3 protein-coding genes are annotated in these 1,085 nt (G+C 46.5%); 1 reads left to right on the top strand and 2 read right to left on the bottom strand.

The annotated features are described in order from the left end of the window. On the top strand, positions 1 to 245 hold a 245-nt coding region (locus J5224_RS29495; protein WP_264628621.1), incomplete at its 5' end, for a response regulator transcription factor. A 19-nt stretch (positions 246 to 264) separates the two neighbouring features. Here J5224_RS29495 and J5224_RS29500 read toward each other — a convergent pair. Continuing rightward, positions 265 to 615: a type II toxin-antitoxin system RelE/ParE family toxin gene (locus tag J5224_RS29500; RefSeq protein ID WP_264628622.1), complete on the bottom strand. Its 351-nt coding sequence runs from the start codon at positions 613 to 615 to the stop codon at positions 265 to 267. A gap of 23 nt (positions 616 to 638) precedes the next feature. Then, positions 639 to 866, bottom strand: coding sequence for a type II toxin-antitoxin system Phd/YefM family antitoxin (locus J5224_RS29505; protein WP_264628623.1), 228 nt, complete (start codon positions 864 to 866; stop codon positions 639 to 641). Positions 867 to 1,085 lie beyond the last annotated feature (219 nt).

Raw genomic sequence — 1,085 nt, forward strand, 5'->3', positions numbered from 1 at the left:
CCGTTGATATTTTTACTCAGCGAGAGTTAGAGATAATATCCTTCGCTATCCGACGACTCTCGGCAAAAGAGATCGCCAGCAGGCTGTGCCTTTCCTATCGCACGGTGCAAAATCGCTTAAACGGCATTTACAGTAAAGCGCAAACCACCTCGCTCAGTGGCTTGATTGAGTATTGCATGATGGTTGGGTTGAATGACTATATGCCAAGAAGCCTGTTAAAACAGAAAGTGGATTTCTTTTGGTAGCGCGATCCGGACACCGGCCTCAGCGCGCGATGATGCGATCGAAAAGAAGCTGTTGGATATCTTCGCGCTGTGCCTGAATGACATGCACGACAATCCTGTTTTGTTCGCTGTTGATGGAATAAAAGAACCGATAACCGCTTTCTGTATTACATTCACGGTATTTCATGCAGCCCAATTTAGATAGCTGCGGTGAGATAGGGCAGCTTGAAGGGAAAGCAGTGACTCTATTTTCAAACTCTTGGATCGCAAGCCGTAACACAGGGCGGGGATCGATGTTGTTACTGCGCAGGAAGAACGCTATTTTGTTTACACAGAACTTTGCCGTTTCCGTATAGGTGACATCGATCCCTGTCTTGTGCAGTGTGGTCATATTGACTCCCTGTCATTGCAACGTTAAATGCCATCCAATAATTCGTCGCGTGCAAATACCCGCCCTTCGGCGAGATCTTTTTCGGAAATCGTCAGCAGTTTTAACAGTGCGATCGCGTCATCGCGTTGCTTTCTTTCTTCAAAAGACTCAATGACATAAGCAGGCATGCCATTTTGGGTAACCAAAATCGGCTCAGAAAGTTCAAGTGCAGCCGCGTGCTTTTTAATATAGCTGATGGTTTCGACTCTCATGGCGACTCCTGTGGTTTACTTGTAATATCGCGGGACGTATCACAGGGCAATCCTGTATCACGCGATGCCTAGTGACGGATAAACCCAAACATGGTCTGAATGTGGACCATATTTGGGTTTTCGTCAATCTTGAAAAACCCTCACCGTCGCTATTTGAGATAAATCGTCATGGCCATTGCTGTCTCACGGCGGGGTCAGCATAAAGACTTTTTCATTCTG

The sequence above is a fragment of the Candidatus Symbiopectobacterium sp. NZEC135 genome, from assembly GCF_025962695.1.